Origin of the sequence: Bacillus cereus group sp. N21, assembly GCF_016483395.1 — a bacterium.
Taxonomy (GTDB): Bacteria; Bacillota; Bacilli; order Bacillales; family Bacillaceae_G; genus Bacillus_A; species Bacillus_A pseudomycoides.
Genome location: NZ_JAEHBX010000009.1, coordinates 51427 through 67089, shown reverse-complemented (window position 1 = coordinate 67089; position 15663 = coordinate 51427). Strand labels below are relative to the sequence as shown.

Here is a 15663-nt window from a genome sequence, read left to right as displayed (position 1 = left end):
TCACCCCTCTTGACTACTTACTTGAATATTAGCCGTAGCCTTCCCATTTGCTGTAACTGTCCAATTAATGCAATACTTAGCAATAAGATAGATAACCCTATATACAAAATAGCGTATGATGTTGATATTCCTAAGAAGTCTACATATGGAAGATGATTCACTGGCCCTAAATACCATAAAAGTATATACATGACTTCAAACAATTTATGCGTTCGGCTCCACACTCCAAATACTAACGCTATCGTTGGAATGAACACTATACCGCTAAGCCAAGAAAACAAGAATGAAATATCTTCAATTAATATAAATTGAATGATAAGACCACTGGAGATAATGAGACCCACGATAACACCTGAAATCCATGTTGCAAAAAACTTATACAATGGGGAACAACTCGAAATAATAATTTGATCCGTACCATAGTATTTTTCTCTCGTCATCATCTGTGACCAAATTGCAATTGGCCAAATTATAATAATAGGTAGCCATCCTTTTGATATATCTACCGGACATATCAATCCAAATGCTATAAGCCCAATCGCAATTACATACCACCAAATCGTAAACCCTTTTAACATAATCGATAGCTCCGCTTTAATTAAACGAAACATACTAATGCTCTTTGTTTTCGTTATAGAAGTCAATATAAAAGAGTTATGATTTTGTTCATTCACAGCGATTGTTTTCTTATTCCCTTCAACCTCTCTTACCTTTTCCTTTACTTTGGTAAATGTAAGAAATCTATTAAACACAAGGGACGTTAGCCAAATTAGTAACATCGCCATTCCAATCCAAACCAAACTTGTTACAAGTATTTCTGCATCCCAAGTCAATCCATCCCAGTGAAATGTTTTAATCTTTCCCTCTACCGGGTTATACCCGAATCCTCCACCATTTGTTCCTCTTAAAAATTCATATTCTCTCATTGCATCATGTATCATATCAGAACGAATGATTCCTAAACCAAATACATCTAAATAACGATTTGACATTTCAAACGACATAATCGCTAATAACACCCACAAGAAAAAGAACACAATATTGCCTACTACACCTTTTAGGCCAGGAAACACATCAAAAAAAGTTGTGAATGCCGCTAGAAGCAATAATGAAGGAAATACAATATAAAAGAGTGGATATAAATAACCACCTAATTGAAACGAAAGGTCTTCCCCACGTATAAATTGCATTACCATAAAAGCAATGATAAATACCGTCTCAATGACCACTAAAACAATAAAATTAGAAATCGTTTTACTGAAAATATATTGAAATTTACTTATAGGTGAAGCTGCAATCAATTGCCCTACTCCTAACTGTTGATCGTCTGAAATTTGACTTCTTAACATATAAAAACCAAGCAACCAAATAAATAAAGTAGAAGTCATTGCTCCCATACCACCAAGCCAATTTGAATTATATATTCCTCTAACTCCACCAAGATAAAATATTTCATAGCCTGCTGAAGCTGCTGGCACACAAGCATACCCCAAAAAAATCGTTAATCCAATTACAATTAGAAATGGATAACTTCTCATTTGTCTAATTAAATTGTTTTTAATGAAATAAAATAGATTATATACATTGTTCAATTTTATGCCCTTCTTTCGAAGAAACATAATATAAGTAAGCATCCTCAAGAGAGGCTGCGATTATATGTGCTTTAGCACTAGGCGCATTGCTGGAAACGATGCGTGCATGAATTCCATCACTCCGGTGAATCGCGCTGCTTACTATATATTTCTTTTGAACATGATGTAACTCAGAAGCTGGTATAACCCATACCCATACTTTCCCCTCCACATGCTTTAATAGTTGTTCAGGACGCATATGGGCTAATACATTCCCTTTTGATAATAAAGCTATATCACTCGCAATCGATTCAATATCCGTTACAATATGTGTCGATAAAATAACGATTCTATTAGAAGAAAGACTAGATAATAAATTTCTAAACCGAATTCGTTCTTCAGGGTCCAATCCTACTGTCGGCTCATCTACAATCAATAATTTCGGATCATTTAATAGCGCCTGTGCAATTCCAACTCTTTGCCGCATTCCACCTGAATAGCTACCTAATAGTCGTTTCCGGTCATTCATTAAGTTCAGCGCTTCAAGCAATTCATTGATCCGCTTTTTAGAAGAACTCATTGATAAACCTTTCGTCGCTGCTATATACTCTAAAAACTCGATTGCGTTCATATTTGGATATACACCAAAGTCTTGCGGTAAATATCCGAGTTGTGAACGTAACAACTTCGGTTTCTTTTGAATATTTTCCCCATCCCATATCACACTACCATTCGTCGGTTGTTCAATTGTTGCTAACATACGCATAAGTGTAGACTTCCCCGCACCGTTCGGGCCTAAAAGTCCTAATACTCCTGGTTTTAAATGTAAACTACAATCATTCAATGCTATTTTCTCACCATATTTTTTTGTTACGTGGTCAATTATTAATTCCATCACGTTACCTCCTCACTTTATGAAACAAGTGTAAATTTTTATCACTTACGTTTTCTTATTTTCATTGTAGGTGGTGAAAGTAAAATCTAAGTAAAATCTAGGAAAAATTAGTTTAAAATATAAAACTAGTAAACATAATTTCTAAAGCTCAATTTATACATGCTCATAAAAAAAGATTCCGAAACAGATTATATGTAAATCCGTTTCAGAATCTTTTCTGGAACGAGGCAGCGAAATCGAATTTTGCTAGCCCCATCTTCTATCTTTTAAGTAAAAAACATGATTCCGTCTCTTTTATCTTTTCTCAAACACAATCAAACATGTACTATTCGGCAATGCTATTTGTTCACCATGTTCATCATACAATGTAACCTTTTGCGATAAATGTTCTATATAACCTTCTAGAAGGTACTGCTTGGCCTCAATTACTTTTACATTCTCTGAACCTACAACACTCTCTACAAAATCAATATATTCTTGAAGTGTGAATACACCAAATTGTTCTTGCACCTCATGTGGATACGCTTCTTCTCCCCACGTATACGTATATAAAAATTCCATTGCATCATTAACTGGCATTCTTACTCGATCCACATCTAATATATTCACCTTAATTTGTCGCCCTTGAAAATCACGTTGATAATTTTTTAAGAAAGGCATAGCAGTTTCATCATGAAAATGTAATTCACACCATTCTTTACTTTCTGTCTTTACTCCATCACGAATAATCCAACGTCCTTCAGGAGTCAATACTCGAAATACACTTCTCACTAGACGTTCCATTGTCGCAACATTAAATTTCTTACCATCTGTTTCTCCGTAAGAAAAAATCTCATGATTTACTGAACCACAATGAACTGTAGAAATACTTTCCGGATGGAATGTATCTGCAAGATGTAAAGCATCGCCTAGTGTAACTTCCCAGTTGTAGCCTTTTTCGTATTTATCACTTGTTAACTTCTCAATTACATTTCGTGATAAATCTATTCCAATAACCGATTTATTCGGATAAACCTCTTTAAATTTATTCATCATTACGCCCCCACCGGGACCAATTTCTACTATTGTATCTCCTACTACATATGGAAGAACCACAACTTTATCATCTACACTTCCATTCATATGCGAAAGATATTCTTCCTCATTTTCCAATCGATCAAACACATCCCGGCGTAAGCCAAATATTTCACATAACATCATGACAGCTTGTTCATAATGAGCATTATTTTCTTTTTTACAGGCTAAACAAAATTCGATGAGTGTTTTTCCAACCTCACTTGTTCCAAAACCAATTGTTAATACGTTTTCAGTTTCCTTTAATTCAGGATACATTTCTGATTGAGGAATTCGACTCATATTTAGCAATTCTACTATTGATACACTTCGCAATACTTTTTCAATTGCTCGTTTCGTATAAATATTTAAGTATTTATCTCCCTCTCTCTCATAATACAATGCGTCCATAAGAGGCTGGAAACTGATATGATCTATATTCTTCTGAGTAATATGTTGGTAGGCTAATGCAAATACTTTCACGAATTCTTCAAAACTAAAATGAGTTAATGCTGCTTCTACATACCAAAGGTCATAATCAAATAAAACTGTAAACATTTCTTCTAACCTATCATTCATAATTGAATCATACTCTTGAACAAAATATGTATCGTTAGGTGAAGCATTCGTACGTAACCGCCGAATTCGCTGCTTTACACTATATTCAATCAATTCTCCGCAAAGTATTTGTTCAATACGTTCATATACCTCTTCCTTCACTCTTATCCATAACTTATCAGATACCCCGGTAATAATACATTCATTTAAAACACGAAGCACTTCACGCAGTTCATCTTTTTGAATCACACCTCGCTGCCATAATCTTACCAGTTCGTCATGAGAAGTCATGGATACTTCTCCTCGTAATACTTGCCCTATTAATCCATGCATACGAATAAGTGTAAACGTTACATCATCATATGGAAAATAGCGTCTATAAATATAAGCTGAATCTTCGTTATGTGCTAAAAACGATACCCCTAAATCCTTCCACTTCTTGCGCTGCGTTACAGAACCACACTTCGATACTTCACTCCAGCATAATACAGTTTCTACACGAGCACGAATACCGTATGAAGCATTCATTTTTTCTAAATGCCTTAGCGTCCGTTCCACATACTCTAATATACTTCGGTAATTCCTTTCTACACTCACCACTCCATATTCTTCCAATAAAAATCCTAACCATATATTCGCTTCTTTCGTATACATGTTTCCATTTCGTACTTCTTCTATTGCATGTAAACTATGTAACATACTTTTCTCCCCCTTTTGGTTATCCAATAAACATTCTGTCAGAGACATATATAAATTAAATGCGTAACCTGTATCCTAATAGCCGAACTACTACATACATGTTATTTCAAATTCCAGTCTATCACACAATTAGTTTTTATTTTTTTGATAATGTACAGCATTCCAATTTACGAAACATAAAAAACATCCAAAAATATCATGTGTCTCTTTTTTCTGCTTTATATACCACAGAAAAAGATATCTCTTGATATTTCGGATGTTTTTTGAAGAGTTTCATACCTCAAAACTAATGAAAAGATAGAGCTAATTTAAATCATGTTTGGTAAACTTATGAATCAACAGTCCCCGTTCAAAAAATAATTCGATGCATTCTTTATTAAAACAAGTGAATGTTTTCCTTCTTACACGCTTCACGCATTTCATCAGGCCATACAGAAGTTTGAACCTCACCGATATGCGCTTTACGTAAGAAGTACATGCACATTCTTGATTGTCCAATGCCACCACCAATTGTAAGCGGGAGCACGTCTTCTAAAATTCCTTTATGGAAATCGTAATCACGTTTGAAATCTTCGCCTTTCTTCGTTAACTGTTCATCAAGTGATTTACTATCAACGCGAATTCCCATTGATGATAATTCAAATGAAGATTGCAGTACTGGATGCCAGAATAAAATATCTCCGTTTAATTTCCAATCGTCATAGTCAGATGCGCGTCCATCATGCTTTTCACCAGAGCGAAGTGCATCGCCAATTCCGATAATAAAGACTGCACCATGCTCTTTCGCAATCGCGTGCTCACGATCTTTCGGCGTTAACTCTGGATATTTATCTTCTAATTCTTGAGATGTGATAAATACGATATCTTCCGGTAAATACTTCCCAAGGAACGGATATTTTTCAAACAAATGATCTTCTAAATCTTTGAATATTCCATAAATTGTACGTACTGTTTCTTGTAAGTAATCCACTGTACGCCATTCTTTTCGAACAATTTTTTCCCAATCCCATTGGTCAACGTAAATGGAATGCGTTGCATCAAGTTCCTCATCACGGCGAATCGCGTTCATGTTTGTATATAAACCTTCACCAGCTTCGTAACCATATTCATGTAGTGCAAATCGTTTCCATTTCGCTAGTGAATGAACAATTTCTAATTCTTCTCCTGAGTGAAGCATATCAAATTCAATTGGACGTTCTACACCGTTTAGGTGATCGTTTAAACCTGATTTTTTCGTTACGAATAATGGTGCAGATACGCGGAATAGTCCAAGACGTTTTGCTAATTGATCCTCAAAAAATGTTTTAACTTCCTTAATTGCGATTTGTGTCTCTCTTACTGTCATTAATGATTGATACATGTTGGTTTCCTCCTAAAATGTTTGGATGTAGTGGAAAGAAGCCAACAAAAAAAGCCCTTCTTTCCCAAAAAACTGGGACGAAAGGCTTTGGTTCCGCGGTACCACCCAAATTAGCAACAGAGGTTGCTCACTTATTCAGTACGGAGATTAGAGAAATCTCGATACTGTTCTTCTTGTAACGGCGAAGTTTCCGGCTAAGTCTACTTTCCTCTAAAGGATTTCGGTTAGCGACTCCAGGAGGTTCTTCATAACAGGCTTCGTATCAGGCTCACACCACCCCTGACTCGCTTTGACTACATCCTACTACTACTCATCCTTTCATAGTCGTTTTGTTGTCACATCTCTGAAACATTTTATTAATGATTATTCTATACAAAAAAACAAGAAAGTCAACAAAAAGTTTGAAAATATTTTTCAATTCTTTATTTTACGGCTTTATTGATTGTTGTAAATAAAACATCTTTATAAAGTAAAACTTTAATTAGCGGTGGGGGCTTCATCCCCCACCTATCTCCTTTGCTTTTGCTGAATTTTGAGGTGTGAATCTTACCTTTCACGAATAGCGGGATAAAATTTATCGCTTCTTTTGTGGCTTCAATCCAAAAAATAATTTACTCAACGTAACCATCATGTATATGACAAGTAGTGTAATTGTCCGAAAAACAGAATCCATTGTATTTCTCATAAATTTCATTTTCTTTATAATTTTTATCATATGTAATAACATTCTACAATTCGAATAAATCTATACAAATTTCGATAATGATTTCATAATGCATCAAATTACTTCCCATTTTATGATATACTAGAGCATTCAGTTGTTTGTTCTGATCAGCAACTGTTAGGAACAAACATAGTCATGGATCGAGATTATATTTCAAAGACATTGACTACTATCAAAGTAGATTTTCTATAATAATAACGGAGTGATTATATGAGTAAAACGAAAGCTAAAGCTAAGAAGGGGACAGGTCAAGGAACAGGAAGTAAAGGCTGGAACCGCTGGCAATCTAGCGCTAAGAAAAAGAAAAATGCGAAACCTTATAAAAGTAAAGGTACAAAAAATAGTTAACAAAAATATATGATCCACTTACTTTGCTCGAAAAAGAATGTAATTATTACGTTCATAATGAAAAAAGCTATTCTTTGGCATTTACGAAAGAATAGCTTTTATTTCCTTAAAACCCTCTAATATTTACGATGTTAAATCATAAGAATCTCTCTAATTTCTTCCTCCGTAATCGAAGATAGCTTCTCCTGACCTGGCTCAATCACTTCTGCAATTAAATTCTTCTTGCTCTCTTGCAACTCATTCATTTTTTCTTCAATCGTGCCATGCGCTACTAATTTGATCACTTGTACAGTATTCTTTTGTCCCATTCGATAAGCACGGTCTGCCGCTTGCTGTTCGACTGCAGGGTTCCACCATAAATCGTACAATATAACGGTATCCGCTCCTGTTAAATTGAGACCAGTACCACCAGCCCTTAAAGAAATAAGGAACAAATCCCCCTCTCCTTCGTTAAACCGATTGCATAACTCTACACGTTCAAACGCCGGAGTATTCCCATCTAAATAAAAATACGGGACAGCTTGACGGTTTAACTCCCGTCCAATGATGGAAAGCATCTTCGTGAACTGTGAAAATATAAGAATTCTCTTCCCTGTACTTCTGCACTCCTCCACAATTTCTAGAAGCTGTTCAAATTTAGCTGAACTCCCCCTATAGTCATCGACAAACAAACCTGGGTGACAACAAATCTGCCGAAGTCTCGTCAAACCAGCCAAAATTCTAATTTTGTTTTTACGCAATGTATCTTTGTTTAAATGCTTTAATGTTTCTTCTCTCAACTTTGCTAAATAAGCTGCATAAAGCTTTTTTTGATCTGGTAGTAGTTCAGATGATTGTAAGTGCTCTATTTTCTCTGGTAATTCTTGCAAGACTTCTTCTTTTAAACGACGTAACACGAACGGCTTCACCCGTTTTGCAATGTTTTCACGCCTCAAGTCTCCAAACTCTTTTCTTCCTGGAAGCAATTCCGGGAATACTACATAGAAAATAGACCAAAGTTCCTCTAATGAATTCTCTACAGGAGTTCCAGTCAGTGCAAAACGATACTCTGCTTGAATCGCTTTCACTGCTTTTGCAGTTTGCGTCGTATGATTTTTAAATGCTTGTGCTTCATCAAGAAATAACGTATGGAATGGCTGTGCATATAACTTTACATCTCTTCGTAACAAAGGATACGACGTAATAATAACGTCAAACTTTGTAGCATATTTTAAAATATTTCGGCGTTCTGTTTGATTTCCATCCACAATAATAGCTCGAATATCTGGAGCAAATTTCTTTAATTCACTTAGCCAATTATAAACTAAAGAAGACGGCGATACGACTAATACAGGTAGCTTCTTCTCTCGAATTTCAGGCAAAATAGAAGCGATAAAAGTAATGCTTTGCAGCGTTTTACCAAGTCCCATATCATCTGCTAATATGCCACCAAAACGATAATATGCGAGTGTCTTCATCCATTCAAATCCATATTTTTGATATTCCCTAAGGACTGTAGCTAAGCTATCTGGTACAGTAAACTTTAGATTTTTAGGGCTTTGAATGTTTTCTACCAACTCTTGAACAGATTGATCTACACTCAAAACATTTCCTTCTTGAAGTGAACTCATCCATTTTACACTGCGCACGAGCGGTACATTCACTTCTTCTCCTTTTAGAATTTCTTTGCGAATACCCGATTCCTTTATAAACTGGTTAATCTCATTAAACTCCTCGCTCTCTAGGGATAGCAAGGAACCGTTCGCTAATCGATAATATTTACGTTTCTCCTCAAGTGCTGCTAATACACCTTTAATCTCAGCTTCCGGAATTCCTTTTATATCAAAACTGAATGATAACCAATCAATTCGCTCTTTCCGCCTTACCCTTATGAGAGGTGCACTGTTTCCTCTATGAATGCGCAACTTAATAGCTGTAGTCGCATAAATCTCCAGTAAACCTTTCAAATTCGGAACAACGTGATATAAAAAATTATATTCCGCTTCCTCATTATGCATAAAATAACCGCCTTCTGTTTTCGCGAAGGCACTCTCATTCATAATTTCTAAAATTTCTTGTTCTTTTTTCTCCTCCCGATTGAAAACTGAAGGTTGTCCATCCTCTTCTAACGGATTGATAACAACATTTCCATATTGGAATTCTAGTCCTGCCAGTAACCGATCCTTGACTCGATCTAAAAACAATTTGGCTTTGAGAAGTGTTTTTTCAATGCGTTCCGATACAACCTCATCAATCCGAACGTTACCAAGCTTCATTAAACCTGGTACTACTTTCGCTACGAAATGTTCCATTTTCTCAATTGAAATATGAAATTGATTACTTCTAGAACGATTCATCATTCTCTTTAATTCAATAAGCCGATTACAATCCTCCACGTTTAAACGATATAGCTTCCCTCCAAAAAGAGCATAACTATATGTATCCATTACTTGAACTTGTTGTAACCCACTAATCTCAAGTATATATCCCCCATTTACACCTTTATTGAACTCAAAATTTATAGGTAATAATCCTTTTGAGACATGTACACCATGAAATGATTTTCCATCATGCTCAACCGTTACAAATGAAGTAGCGGAAAGCAGTGAAAGCATATAATCCCAGGACGCAGGTGGAATTAAAATCATACTTTCATCTTGTTCAGCGTTTATTTGCAACGATTCTACATACATTTTTTCATTTCGGTAAATTTGAATCAGTTGTTGAATAACAGCATCCGTTTCTGGCTGAAAACTATAAGCATCTGACGTGTAAGTAAAATTATTTGAACATATGAAAGGCTCTCTTTGTTCCACTCTATTAAGAAACTCTCTAAGCTTATATACAGTGTATAACTTCTCTAACTTTACCTGAATACCAAACAGCGCCCCCCCGTTTTTAGAAGATACTGGAATACAAAAGAATTCCACATCAAGTATTTTTCGTGTATCAAATCGGTGTTGCTTACTTTTAGGTCGCAGTGGCTTTTCATCAAATAAATCCAACATACCACTCGCTAGTTGAGCATCTTTAGAGTTCATGGGATCTTTTTTTGAATTAACTTCTAACGATTGTCCACTTCGTTGAAAATTATTTATATATAGTAATGCAGCTGCAATATGTTGACAATATGTATGAAAAGAAGCAAGTGAAGGACAACTGCATTCCCCAACAATACCACCATTATGAGCGGTTTCTATCTTGACATAGAAATCTCCGTTCCCCTTCACTGTTGCCTCACAAATATTTCTCTGAGTATCGTAATTAGTAATATCAACCTTGTCTGTCTTATAATAGGCCTCACCCTTTTTATATGAGATTTCTCCACATAATCGTTTAATTATTGTTTTATTTAATGTAAAGCTCATTATTTTGACCCTTCCCTAAAAATAAAAAATTTATCTTTCTTAACGTTATATAAAAAAAACATTAGAATACAAACATTTCTAATGTTTTTTATCTACTCTTATACAACATTTTACATGTATACACAGTAATATCAAACAGCAATTACTTAAAACAGTCCGTTTAAACTTCAATTATTATAGGAAGAATCATTGGTTTTCTTTTTGTATGTGAGTATACAAACTGTCCAAGTACTTCTTTTATTTCTTTTTTAAGAACATTCCATTGACTAACATTTTCTTTTTGTAAATTGTTAATGGTTGTTACAACCAATTGGTTAATCCTCTGCAAAAAGTCTTCCGAATCACGAACATATACAAATCCACGAGAAATCATATCCGGACCAGAAATAATTTTCCCTTCTGTTTTACTAAGTGTGATAACTATAACAAGCATACCATCTTCAGAAAGCTGTTTACGATCGCGTAAGATTGCGTTTCCAACATCTCCAATACCCAATCCATCTACGTATATATTTCCTGCAGGTATTCGTCTGGATTTCCAAGCGACTTGATTCTTTATATCAACAACATCACCATTACTAATAACATAAATATCCTCTTTCTTAACACCAACGGACTCTGCTAATAGACTATGATGATGTAACATTCTAAATTCACCATGAATAGGAATGAAATATTTAGGTTTCATTAAAGTAAGCATTAATTTTAATTCTTCTTGATAGGCATGTCCAGAAACATGCATTCCCGTTGAACTGCCCGATCCATAAATAACATTGGCTCCCAATAAAAATAAATTATCTATAATACGTGAAACATTACGTTCATTTCCTGGGATAGGAGTTGCGGCTAAAATGACAGTATCTTCAGATAGGATATCTACCTGTCGATAGTTTCCACTGGCTAAACGGGATAAAGCAGCCATAGGTTCACCTTGACTTCCAGTACAAAGAATAGCTACCCTTTCTGGGTCCATTTGATTGATCTCATTTGCTTCTATTAACATTCCCTCAGGAATATTCAAATAACCTTGTTCTAAAGCAACAGACACTACATTAACCATACTCCTCCCAAGCAAAGCAAGCTTTCTATTCGTTTTTATAGCCGCATCTACCACTTGCTGTACGCGATTAACATTAGAAGCAAATGTAGAAACAATGACTTTTCTACGAGCTTTGATGAACTCTTCTTCAATGCGCTCACCTACAGATCGTTCTGATGGAGTAAATCCAGGGCGTTCTGCATTCGTACTTTCAGAGAGCAGAGCTAAAACGCCACCACTTCCGATTTTAGCCATTTTATGAATATCTGGGTATTGATTATTTACAGGAGTCAAATCAAATTTGAAGTCGCCTGTATGTACTACAGTACCTTCTGGTGTATAAAAAGCAATACCAAGGCAGTCAGGAATACTGTGATTCGTTTTAAAAAACGTCAAGCTTATTGAACCAAATTTAATAACCGCTTCAGAATCAATAACAAATAATTGCGTTAAATTTTGAAGCCCATGTTCTTTTAATTTAATTCCAATTAAACCGATTGTTAATTTTGTTGCATAAATTGGTACATTCAATTGTTTTAATAGATACGGGATACCGCCAATATGATCTTCGTGTCCATGTGTAACAACTAAACCGCGAATTTTATCCTTATTTTCTTGCAAGTATGTAGTATCCGGGATAATCAGATCAATTCCTAATAAACTTTCATCTGGAAACTTAGAACCGCAATCAATTACCACAATATCATTTGAATATTGTATGGCATACATATTTTTTCCTATTTCATTTACTCCACCTAAAGCAAAAATGGATAGTGCATTTTCTACTGTGCTCAAAGTTAATCCCCCTTTGGGAAAACATTCAAATATATTCGAAGAAATATGGAATTCTTTTTTATGATTAACCCATCTAACTAAAGATTATTCTGATTTATAGCTGAATAAATATTTTTTCATATTTACATGAAAAGAATGGTTTTACATGAAGATGAAGATTTACGTCCGGCATCTAACATACATCATCGTGATAAATATGCTATGGAGTTTTCAGATGAATATGTGGATCACTCTAAAATACAAAAAGTGCATTCACCTGGAAAAGTGGAAGATACGAATGATAAAATAAATAATAGAAAAGGTGGCTTTTGCCATTCCAAAAAAGACATACTCTAATTATATTTTTAAAAGGATAGCTAAGGCATAATTATTTTCTTCCTTGGCTATCCTTCTCTTATATGAGATCCCCAACCCCTTTAATTGCTTCATATCCAAAATACATTCCAAACCCAACTAAAACAATTCCCGCAAAAATAGAAATCCATTTCATCATACGGTTATTTACAAATCTTCTTCCAAAATGAATAGAAGTCGCCATAAATAAATCCCAAATCATAATCCCAACAAATATTGTAATGCTGTACAATAACGCTTGTTCTTTGCCTACTGCACTAATCGCACTTGTTAAGACAGCTCCGTAAATGCCAATCCAAAATATAATATTAAGTGGATTAGAAATGGCAATTAAAAATCCTGAAGCAAATGATTTCATTGGTTGTTCTCTTTCTCCATTCCCTTTACTCTCCACCTGCTTAGAAGCATCTTTTATACTTTCATATCCAAGATATAGTAGCGTAAAAAAGCCAAATATCCAAATAATTAACTTCGCACCAGGTGTTGTTAAATAGACAGAAACACCAAAATAAATTTATATTCAATTACACCCTTTTATTACTATTAAATGGATAATATTCAAAATTTTAATCATAGAAAAAAGGACGCTCATTTGTAAGCATCCTCTTTTCTATTCTACCTCCATCAACCTTTTCGCCTCAAAATACAACACTTGAATAAACTTCTTCGTATTAATTCTCGTATGCCCGGAAGTTGCTAGTTCTTCCTTCGTCATTTCTGTCATACGTTTACGAACAATGGTAAAATCAAAAAATTTCGGAGCGTAGCTTTCAAATTTAGGGTTTGAAAAATCAGTTAAACCAAGAGAGGCCAAATGATTTAATGACTGATAAATCGCTCGGCGCACCCTTTGTTCTGAAGCTTTTCTTTCTTTTTCAATTTCCGTTTCTGAGGCTGCACCACCTAATTTTTTGACCGTAATATAGTGAAAAATATCTTTCAATGCTGGAAAACCATATTCAAATGTTTTTTCCTTTTCTTGTCCCAATAAATATTCCAACATACTAAGTAAATCTTTACTTCCATTCTCTCCAGCAATACCAAGTTCTGATAATAAATAGCGACCTGAGTCCATTATCTTCTTCTCTTCTAGCAACGGTTCATTTCGCACCTGCGGTTGTTCCCATTGAAAGACGTTATTCAGTGATTTTTGAATATCTTGTATAGATCGCTCCAGACGAATACGATCCATCACTTTTCGCACAACAGATACAACCTCAATTTTATTTAATGGTTTCGTAATATAATATTCAACACCTAGAGAATACGCTTCTCCAATTAATTGTTTCGACTCAACTTGAGAAATCATAATTATTTTTCCTGTAAACGACGGTGCAATATGACGTACTGTTTCAATGCCATCGCGAATTGGCATTAATAAATCAATAAATAAAATATCTACCTTTTTAAAATTCAACTGATCTACTTCAACAAAAGCACCATCTTCCGCTTCTCCCACTACTTCTCCAAGATCACCATCTTCAATAATTTGTGATAGCATAGAGCGGAATACTTCATCATCATCTACGATATAATAAAACACTCTATTCCCCCTCTCGCGTTAAACTAGACTCTGGTAAACGGACAATAAACTTGCATCCTCTGCCGCTCTCCCTGCATTGCAGATTCACTTCTCCCCCAAGTTCTGTAACCATCTCTTTTATATAAGAAAGACCAATTCCTGTAGATGGTGTACCTGTTTGATCATACTTCGACGTAAAACCTGGTTTAAATACGAGTTTTTTATATTTTGGTGAAATACCGGGACCATCATCTATTACTTCAAACATTATATTTCTTTCTTGTTTATATGTCTTTATTATAATTGTACCAGTGTTCTCAATTGCTTCAACAGCATTTGCAACTAAATTATTTAATATCGACAATACAGTATAAACATGATATTCCTCATGCTCACCTTCTATGTTTTTAGAAAATGTTATCTCTTTCCCTAATAGCTGGGCGTACTTCTCATTTATCCTGACAATCATTTCTGTCAACTCATGACCTTCTATGTATTCAGAAAGATTTTTATCTAATAAAAGCTTTGATAACCCCGCAAAAATTCTTTGATTGTCTTTTTTTATTTCGTGTACTTCCCCAGCAATTTTTAATACTTTTTTACTATGTATTTCTATGCCACCTGCATCATTACTAGCTTGTAAATTTCGATATAATTGATATGCTTCTTGTGTAATTAATTCTGCATTTTGAAGTGTCTTTTTTAAATGAACAGATTCCACATATAAGTTAGAAAGATGCATTAACATTTTTTCATTTTCTTTCCGGACTTGTGCTTCCTTTAATTTCGTTTCATATAGACTCATCATATTTAAGAAACCAAGGGCAAAGAAGCTTCGAAAAACAGCGATAATAATCAATTTATTTATTTCAGAAATCGTAATTGTTGTACCAAGCACTAAAACATGATAAAAAGTAAGTTCTGACATACTTGCTATAATCTCAATTGTAATCCCAAGGAACCCTATTATAAATGGTTTCTGATGAAATTTATTCACTCTACATAATGAAAAAAGACTTCCATACACAAAATAATAAAAGAACACTGGATAACGCAAATAAAAAGAATCAGTTATATGAAAAGACCCTTGTAGCATCCAATCAAGACAAATCCGAACTCCTACCACCGATAACCCGACGAATACACCGGCTACTGCCGCTGGTATTTTACGTAAAAATAACAATAAAAAGAAAAAGATTGGCGTCCCAAAACTTACACGAAAGGTATCATTAAACGGATGAAAATTTAATTCTCCGGCAATTGGAACAATTAATATTAAAATAATTAAAAGGGACATATCTTTCTTCCACAATTGATTCCAATTCAAAGATGCCACTTCCTATTTATGAAATATATTTTTCAAAAATTGAACAAGGAAAGCCCGCTTATAATATAAAC

Annotated in this window: 9 protein-coding genes, 2 pseudogenes and 1 other annotated feature; of the genes and pseudogenes, 2 read left to right on the top strand and 9 right to left on the bottom strand. The window is 34.6% G+C overall.

Translation table 11 applies throughout. The features are described from left to right. Positions 1–17 precede the first annotated feature (17 nt). The 4 genes from JDS96_RS07590 to asnA all read right to left on the bottom strand — a co-directional run bounded on the left by JDS96_RS07590 (position 18) and on the right by asnA (position 6136). The gene (locus JDS96_RS07590) at positions 18–1538 is read right to left on the bottom strand and encodes a hypothetical protein (protein WP_199666548.1); all 1521 of its coding nucleotides are present in this window, start codon (positions 1536–1538) and stop codon (positions 18–20) included. A gap of 37 nt (positions 1539–1575) precedes the next feature. After that, entirely contained in the window at positions 1576–2466 is an 891-nt protein-coding gene (locus JDS96_RS07585) for an ABC transporter ATP-binding protein (RefSeq protein WP_199666509.1), read from the bottom strand. A gap of 294 nt (positions 2467–2760) precedes the next feature. Beyond that, positions 2761–4776 carry a class I SAM-dependent methyltransferase gene (locus tag JDS96_RS07580; protein WP_199666508.1) on the bottom strand — a complete coding sequence of 672 codons (2016 nt, stop codon included), beginning with the start codon at positions 4774–4776 and terminating at the stop codon, positions 2761–2763. Between the two features lie 376 nt (positions 4777–5152). Continuing rightward, positions 5153–6136, bottom strand: a complete 984-nt coding sequence (asnA, locus tag JDS96_RS07575) for an aspartate--ammonia ligase (protein ID WP_006094420.1) — start codon at positions 6134–6136, stop codon at positions 5153–5155. A gap of 70 nt (positions 6137–6206) precedes the next feature. Continuing rightward, positions 6207–6467 (bottom strand) — a binding site (T-box leader). Positions 6468–7070: 603 nt separating this feature from the next. Here asnA and JDS96_RS07570 point away from each other — a divergent pair. Continuing rightward, a complete protein-coding gene (locus tag JDS96_RS07570) occupies positions 7071–7208 on the top strand; it encodes a DUF3934 family protein (RefSeq protein WP_003196698.1) in 138 nt (45 codons plus the stop codon). A gap of 131 nt (positions 7209–7339) precedes the next feature. Here JDS96_RS07570 and JDS96_RS07565 read toward each other — a convergent pair whose 3' ends face one another. Further along, complete coding sequence (locus tag JDS96_RS07565) at positions 7340–10555, bottom strand: DEAD/DEAH box helicase (RefSeq protein WP_199666507.1); 3216 nt, start codon at positions 10553–10555, stop codon at positions 7340–7342. Between the two features lie 160 nt (positions 10556–10715). Continuing rightward, a complete protein-coding gene (locus tag JDS96_RS07560; RefSeq protein ID WP_199666506.1) occupies positions 10716–12389 on the bottom strand; it encodes a ribonuclease J in 1674 nt (557 codons plus the stop codon). Between the two features lie 108 nt (positions 12390–12497). On the opposite strand from JDS96_RS07560, the pseudogene JDS96_RS07555 reads away from it, so the two are divergent. Further along, positions 12498–12725 (top strand): annotated as a pseudogene (locus JDS96_RS07555) (hypothetical protein); the annotation flags it as partial. Between the two features lie 58 nt (positions 12726–12783). Here JDS96_RS07555 and JDS96_RS07550 read toward each other — a convergent pair. The 3 genes and pseudogenes from JDS96_RS07550 to JDS96_RS07540 form a co-directional block, all read right to left on the bottom strand. Then, a pseudogene (locus tag JDS96_RS07550) lies at positions 12784–13257 on the bottom strand (LysE family transporter); the annotation flags it as partial. Positions 13258–13353: 96 nt separating this feature from the next. After that, complete coding sequence (locus tag JDS96_RS07545) at positions 13354–14286, bottom strand: response regulator (RefSeq protein ID WP_199666504.1); 933 nt, start codon at positions 14284–14286, stop codon at positions 13354–13356. Between the two features lies 1 nt (position 14287). Further along, complete coding sequence (locus tag JDS96_RS07540) at positions 14288–15601, bottom strand: ATP-binding protein (protein ID WP_199666503.1); 1314 nt, start codon at positions 15599–15601, stop codon at positions 14288–14290. Between the last annotated feature and the right edge of the window lie 62 nt (positions 15602–15663).